The following is a 6,335-nucleotide window of genomic DNA, read 5'->3' as shown; positions in this document are numbered from 1 at the left end:
AACTCAGAAGTGAAACGATGCATCGCCGATGGTAGTGTGGGGTTTCCCCATGTGAGAGTAGGTCATCGTCAAGCACCTATACCCAAAACCCCCAGGCCTAACCGCCCGGGGGTTTTGCTTTGTGCGGATAAAATAGGTTTGCGGATGGAACAGTTTATCTAGCGACGCATCTCTATTCGGCAAACCAGCCTAGTCCAGTTATACTGTCTTTTCGCCAATTTTGTACCTGAGTGTTGTTATGAGCTGTGATGCCTCTAACCTGAAATCTTATATCCGTGCTGTACCTGATTTTCCTAAGCCGGGTGTGATTTTTCGGGATATTACCCCGTTGTTTCAATCGCCACGTGCCTTAAGAATGACTGTGGACAGTTTGATTCAGCGCTATGTTGAGGCTGAGTTCACGCATGTGGGAGCGTTGGATGCCAGGGGCTTCTTGATTGGCCCCATATTGGCTTACGCACTGAATAAGCCATTAATTCTTTTCCGTAAAAAAGGAAAGCTTCCTGCCGAGTTGCTTACCGAGACCTATACAACTGAATACGGTGATTCCGTCATTGAGGTTCATAAAGACAGCTTGTCGCAAGGAGACACTGTACTGCTGGTAGATGACCTTATTGCAACAGGTGGGACTCTTGTTGCTGCGGCAAACCTGATTCGTCGCATGGGGGCTAATGTGTTTGAAGCAGCTGCTATTGTAGATTTGCCGGAATTGCAAGGCTCTAAGCGTTTACAGGAAGCAGGCATTCCGACGTTTAGCCTCACTGAATTTGCTCTTTCTGAGCGCTAAAAAGAGCCCGCTTTAGCGGGCTTTTTTATGGAATGTATTTTTGCAGAGAGCAGGCAATACACTAAACGCAGGCTTTCCAGCCCTGCCTTTATTGCTTGAATCAAATAGAAAAACACTGGTGCGTTAAGGTATCGAATACGGTAGGGCAGTATCTTCTCTTACATCGTTTTCTTTGAGCAGTTTGGCAACGATCAATCTAATCAACCAAATGATGCATGCTGCCAAATATGGTTACCATTATCCAACGGCAAATTGTGGCTCCAGCGCTCACGAGAACGCCGGAGTGTTCATTATTGAAGCGGTTGTGGTACCACGTGCGTAAAGCTTAGGTCTGCACTGTTCGTAATCGACCAGGGATTTTTTGTGGTTTCTTCAAAGGTAATATCTCTAAAACTCGAGTTTCGAAGACCATTGATAGTGGCAGGTGCTGTTCCTTTGAAACTCACCTTGGCAAATTCGAAGCGTTCATGGAAAGCATCATGCGCGCTGTCGCCCTTGATCTCCAAGGCTGCAGAGACAGGATTCTCCACGGTAACGTTGCTGACCTTAATATCCTGAAATTTGCCGGAGATATCCGAGCGCTTGTAGTCCAGGATGGCGTTAGGATCGTTATAGTCCAAGGTGAATATAAAGCCTTGCTTGGCGCTATTACGAATGGCGGAGTCGCGAAAGATGACATTTCTGACGCCGCCGCCCATGAAGTTGGTACTTTTCATGCGCAGCCCGACATCGGTCCCGTCTGAGACATTATCCTCGGCCAGGATATTCTGTATCCATGCCCCGGTGTGGCTGCCAGCAACGATCATGCCGTGGCCGTGACGAAAGTAGTTATTGAAGACCCAGACATTTTCCTGTGGCTTCTGTTTAATGGCATCAGCCCCAGTCCCTGCTGCGAAGTTGACGCAGTCATCACCCGTCTCGAAAAAGTTATTGAAAACCATGGCACCTCGGCTGTTGGCAAATTCAATACCATCACCGTTATTGGCATCGTATGTCTTGTGTGTGGTGTTGGCCATCACCACATTTTCCGTCTCTAAGTTCATGATGCCGTGGTAGGCTGGATTGAGTACAGTAAAGTCACCATAGAATACGTTACGGACGTTGCGCAGCGTGATTAGGGATGACCGCATTTGGCCGTACGCATCCTTGACGTTCATACCCGACGCCACTGCTCTCTGGACTTGGTCCTTGGCAAGAATGCCGTCTTGCATATAGCGTGTGTTATTGCTTGCGACGTAAACCGGCAAGGCTCGTCCCAGCTCATCAGGGTCGTCTTCCAGACGCCTCCAGCCATTGCCGTTGATAATCCCTTTACCTACGATACGGATGTTTTCGAAATGCTCTTCCGTGTAGGGGTCTCGGGGTAGCGCGTTGATAAGGGAGGCGGGACGGATGGTGGTGGAGTAGGGGTACTGAATATATCCCTTCGCTGGATAGTCTTCCCCGCGCTCTGAGCCGAGAAGCGTTGCGCCACGTCCAATTTCGAGCGTCATGTTGCTCTTCAGGTAAAGTGCACCAGTCTTGAACGTCCCGGCAGGAATGAGCACCTTGCATCCAGGTGTGCAAGCATCAATAGCGGCTTGGATGGCATGTGTGTTAACAGTCTTGCCATCTCCTTTAGCGCCGTATCGAACGACATTGAATACTTTGGGTAGACGGCTGGTACGCTGGACTACTGCTTTGCTGTCAGCGGATTCATTGCCATAAGCATCTACAGCACGCACCGTGAAACGGTATTCAGTGTCTGCCTTCAGACCCGTTGCCGTGAAGCTGTGGATGGTAATACGGTGGTGGAAGCCGTCTGTGTCTTCTTCATAAAAACGATTAATGTAAGGCTTGGCAGGTGAGACGCGATTGTTATTGGCAGTGGCACTGCCAAGAAATTTGCCGTTCAGGTAGACGTTATAGTCACGGATATCCTGTGGATTTGCAGGCTTTTCCCACACCAGAACAATCTGGCTCTCATCGTAGGCTAATGTAGGAACCTGTACGTTAACCGGCGCATCAAGTGCGAAGCAGGGTAACGCGGTAACGGTTAACCCCAAGGTTAACGCTGTTATAGTCAGAATCTGTTTTTTCACTGAGCGTGACAAGCCTGCAGGGGGTTCGATGCTCATAGATTTATCCTTATTGTTATGAACGAGAGGGTTTAGAGCGCCACCTTGAGCCCATCATAATTTATTTGTGTGGTATGACAACAGCTAAGAGGCTATTCCTTCGGCTTGTGAACGAGCGGCTTCCTGAGCAGCTAAGTACAGACAGCCAATTTTATAACCTTTAGCTGCTATAAGGCTATTTGAGGCTAAAGCGCCACTATAACCCTCGACTTCGATGGTTATTCTCAAAAGGAATAGGTGGACTCCCTTGACAAAACGGCGTTGCCAAAAAATACTGATCTTGTTGTATGACGACGTACAGGTGAAGGCTGTTTGATGAAAGTAAATCTTCAGGCCTTCTTTTATAGTTAATCTAGTTAATGAGTTAGACCCCTGCATAGCTGGCAGTGTTGATACTTGGCTGGTGGACAAACAGACCAGCTAGTAAACAAGTCTTAACAACAACAAAGGACTAGCATGATTCTTCTTATCCGCTCTCTAGTTTCAGCAATGCATTACTGCTTGGTCACCCGGCACATGGCTGTTTTTTCTTCCGTCAAGCAGGTTGACGCCTTCAGCTCATAGGCGCGTGCTCTCGGAGCATTTAACGGTACTGAATTTACAACGGTTCGCTTGTATAGCTCTGGATGCTGTCGAGTTACTGAGGAGTATTCGCATGCGTATAAAAGGCTCTGCTCTGATGGGGTGTCTGCTGCTTGCTGGTGCAGGATTCGCTCAGGGAGCAACGTTCTTGAATGGAGTGGTCATGGCCGATGCGCCTTTGACCAATGCTAAAGTCACAGTGATTGATAAGTGGGGAAAGCAAAAGACTGCTCTGACGGACCGCAAGGGGCATTGGCGCCTGGAAGCCTCAACACTGACGCCGCCGTTACTGGTATCCGCTACCGATCTTACATCGCGCGACGGACACATTACGCAAAATTGCCGCTACAACGATAAACCTCGAACGCGTTGTATGGCCTCGGTAGTGACAGCGCTCCCACATAATGGAAATACAACGGTCAATATCACACCACTTACAGATCGGATTGTTTCCGAAATCGCCCAGAAACTTGGGTACATCGGTCCTCAACAGTGGGTGGAAAGTGGTAATGCGGGGCAAATGCGCGAGGAGTTTCTAACTGCTCCGCTTAATGCGATGAGGGCAGGCCTTTCGCAAGCACTGACTCAAGCAGGCGTTAGCCATGTAGATCGGTACAACCCTATTACCACACCCTTGCGTGACGACGGAAAAGGGGCAGCGGCTGTGTTGCAGGTGATCAACCACAACCGGGGTTATCACAACGACAGTGGTGAGGCGAGTGGGACCATCCTGACTGATATCCGTTTTCGCCCTATTGTAGGTTTTAGCGATGTCAGTACGACACATGACACCAGTGGTTATGAGCCTTTTGATTATTTACGTGCCAAGCGTGAGTTGGAGGCTATAAAGAATGCCAAGGTTCGCATCCTGATTGTGAGTGACTCCACTGCGGCTTCCTACGAGGAAAGTCGACTACCCAGGATGGGATGGGGGCAGGTCTTCCAGGAACGCTTTCGGGACGATAGCGGTGTTGCCGTACTCAACGGAGCGCGCGCAGGGCGATCGAGTCGCGATTTCTATAACGAGGGTTGGTATCAACAGATGGCGCGCTTCATGAAGGCAGGTGACTATGTATTCATCGCCCATGGGCACAACGACCAAAACTGTAATAGCGCCAAACCCGTGCGTGGTGCGGCAGATGTGAAAAACCTGTGTACCTATCCCAATGACAGTAATGGCAACAAGCAATATCCTGAAGGCCAACCGCAGCTGTCATTCCAGAATTCCTTGGAGCGCTACATTGCATTGGCGCGTCGGCAAGGAGCCAGACCCATCATTATGACGCCTACCACACGGGTGATGACTGCAGAGCGTAAACCTGCTTTCGAAAATGGTGATACTACGCCGGTTGGCAGTTCCCACTGGACCAAGCAGAACAGAGAAAACGGCTATGCCTATGTAGGTGATTACGCGGCCACCATTCGCAAAACGGCTGCGGACAATCGAATTCCATTCATTGACCTCGAGCGGAAGACTATCGACTTCGTCAATCAGCACCGAAATGACTGGAAGTCCTATTGGCTTGCGGTTGATCCCAACGATCCACGCTATCCCTATTACAAAACCCAGACTTCCGGAACGTTGGATAATCCTGATCGTACCCACTTCCAGCAGAAGGGTGCCGAGGCGGTTGCCGGTATAGTAGCCGAAGGCATCGCGCAGCAACCGGCACTGGTTGAGCTGGCTGCAAAACTCAAATAAGAAGGAATAACAACAATGTCCATGCCTTCCCTATTACGCAGCACCATGCTCTTGGGCACTGTCAGCCTTTTATGTATCAGCCAGACAGCATTGGCAGTGCAGTACCAGGCGGTGGTGTCACCAACGGCGCAACCCAACACATTCACATCCATTAATGCGGCCATCAAGGCGGCCCCATCAGACCAGTCGCCCTATATCATTTTCCTGAAAAAAGGAACCTATGAGGAGCGCTTGAGCATCACTCGCCCTAATATCACCTTGATAGGCGAGCAGCGGGACAAGACCATCATCAGTGCCAGTGTGTACGCGGGCATGCTCGATGAGAAGGGACAGAAATATGGTACGTCAGGCAGCAGCACCGTGAGTGTGAACGCGCCTGATTTTACAGCGCGCAATCTGACCATTCGAAACAGTTTCGACTTTCCGGCCAATGCGGCCAAGCTGGCTACTGATCCTACCAAGGTAAAGGATACCCAGGCGGTGGCGCTGCTGCTGGACAGTAACAGTGATCGCGCGCGTTTTCACAATGTGAGACTGGAGGGATATCAGGATACGTTTTATAGCAAAACCGGTAGCCGCAGCTATTTCACTCAAAGCAAGATCACAGGGCATGTTGATTTCATTTTCGGATCAGGGATCAGTGTGTTCGATCACTGCGACATCGTTGCTCGACGCCGTACCGATATAGCACCGCCTTATGGCTATCTCACCGCGCCCAGTACCGATATCAAGTCTCCCTACGGGCTGATCTTCCTGCAAAGTCGTATTGTGAAAGAGATGGGGGTGCCTGCTCGCAGTTTCGCATTGGGACGTCCCTGGCATCCTACTACGACCTTTGAGGATGGCCGTTACGCTGACCCGAATGCAATCGGTCAGTCAGTCTTTATCAAGTCTTATATGGATGATCACATCTACGGCTGGGACAAGATGTCGGGCAAGGACAAGGATGGCAACACCATCTGGTTCTATCCGCAGGACTCTCGCTTCTTCGAGGGGCGCAACTATGGTCCAGGGGCTGCATTATGGGACCCACAGCGACGACAGCTTACAACTGAGCAGTTGAGGACGTTTACCTTGGACCTTATCTTCCCGGATTGGAAACCTGAAAGGTTCAAGGACTGATAGCGCTAATCTACCTGATCACCCC

4 protein-coding genes are annotated in these 6,335 nt (G+C 50.1%); 3 read left to right on the top strand and 1 reads right to left on the bottom strand.

Going from position 1 to position 6,335, the window contains the following annotated elements:
• Positions 1 to 238 precede the first annotated feature (238 nt).
• Positions 239 to 787 (top strand): adenine phosphoribosyltransferase, encoded by a 549-nt coding sequence (locus tag QWJ10_RS22735; RefSeq protein WP_010798695.1) that lies wholly within the window; start codon positions 239 to 241, stop codon positions 785 to 787.
• Between the two features lie 290 nt (positions 788 to 1,077).
• On the opposite strand, the gene QWJ10_RS22730 is transcribed toward QWJ10_RS22735, so the two are convergent.
• The gene (locus tag QWJ10_RS22730) at positions 1,078 to 2,904 is read right to left on the bottom strand and encodes a glycoside hydrolase family 28 protein (RefSeq protein ID WP_289929773.1); all 1,827 of its coding nucleotides are present in this window, start codon (positions 2,902 to 2,904) and stop codon (positions 1,078 to 1,080) included.
• Between the two features lie 655 nt (positions 2,905 to 3,559).
• Between QWJ10_RS22730 and QWJ10_RS22725 the strand changes: the two genes are divergently transcribed.
• Both QWJ10_RS22725 and QWJ10_RS22720 read left to right on the top strand, forming a co-directional pair.
• The gene (locus tag QWJ10_RS22725; protein ID WP_289929771.1) at positions 3,560 to 5,188 is read left to right on the top strand and encodes a GDSL-type esterase/lipase family protein; all 1,629 of its coding nucleotides are present in this window, start codon (positions 3,560 to 3,562) and stop codon (positions 5,186 to 5,188) included.
• A gap of 15 nt (positions 5,189 to 5,203) precedes the next feature.
• Positions 5,204 to 6,310 carry a pectinesterase family protein gene (locus tag QWJ10_RS22720; RefSeq protein WP_289929768.1) on the top strand — a complete coding sequence of 369 codons (1,107 nt, stop codon included), beginning with the start codon at positions 5,204 to 5,206 and terminating at the stop codon, positions 6,308 to 6,310.
• Positions 6,311 to 6,335: the final 25 nt, after the last annotated feature.

The sequence above is a fragment of the Pseudomonas sp. WAC2 genome, from assembly GCF_030403525.1.
GTDB lineage: Bacteria > Pseudomonadota > Gammaproteobacteria > Pseudomonadales > Pseudomonadaceae > Chryseomonas > Chryseomonas luteola.
The sequence above is the reverse complement of the archived record's forward strand: the minus strand, read 5'-3'. Positions and strand labels throughout refer to the sequence as shown.

Excerpts from the sequence above, each read along its gene's own strand:
- QWJ10_RS22735 (WP_010798695.1), top strand. The coding sequence starts at position 239 with ATGAGCTGTGATGCCTCTAACCTGAAATCTTATATCCGTGCTGTACCT.
- QWJ10_RS22730 (WP_289929773.1), bottom strand. The coding sequence starts at position 2,904 with ATGAGCATCGAACCCCCTGCAGGCTTGTCACGCTCAGTGAAAAAACAG.
- QWJ10_RS22725 (WP_289929771.1), top strand. The coding sequence starts at position 3,560 with ATGCGTATAAAAGGCTCTGCTCTGATGGGGTGTCTGCTGCTTGCTGGT.
- QWJ10_RS22720 (WP_289929768.1), top strand. The coding sequence starts at position 5,204 with ATGTCCATGCCTTCCCTATTACGCAGCACCATGCTCTTGGGCACTGTC.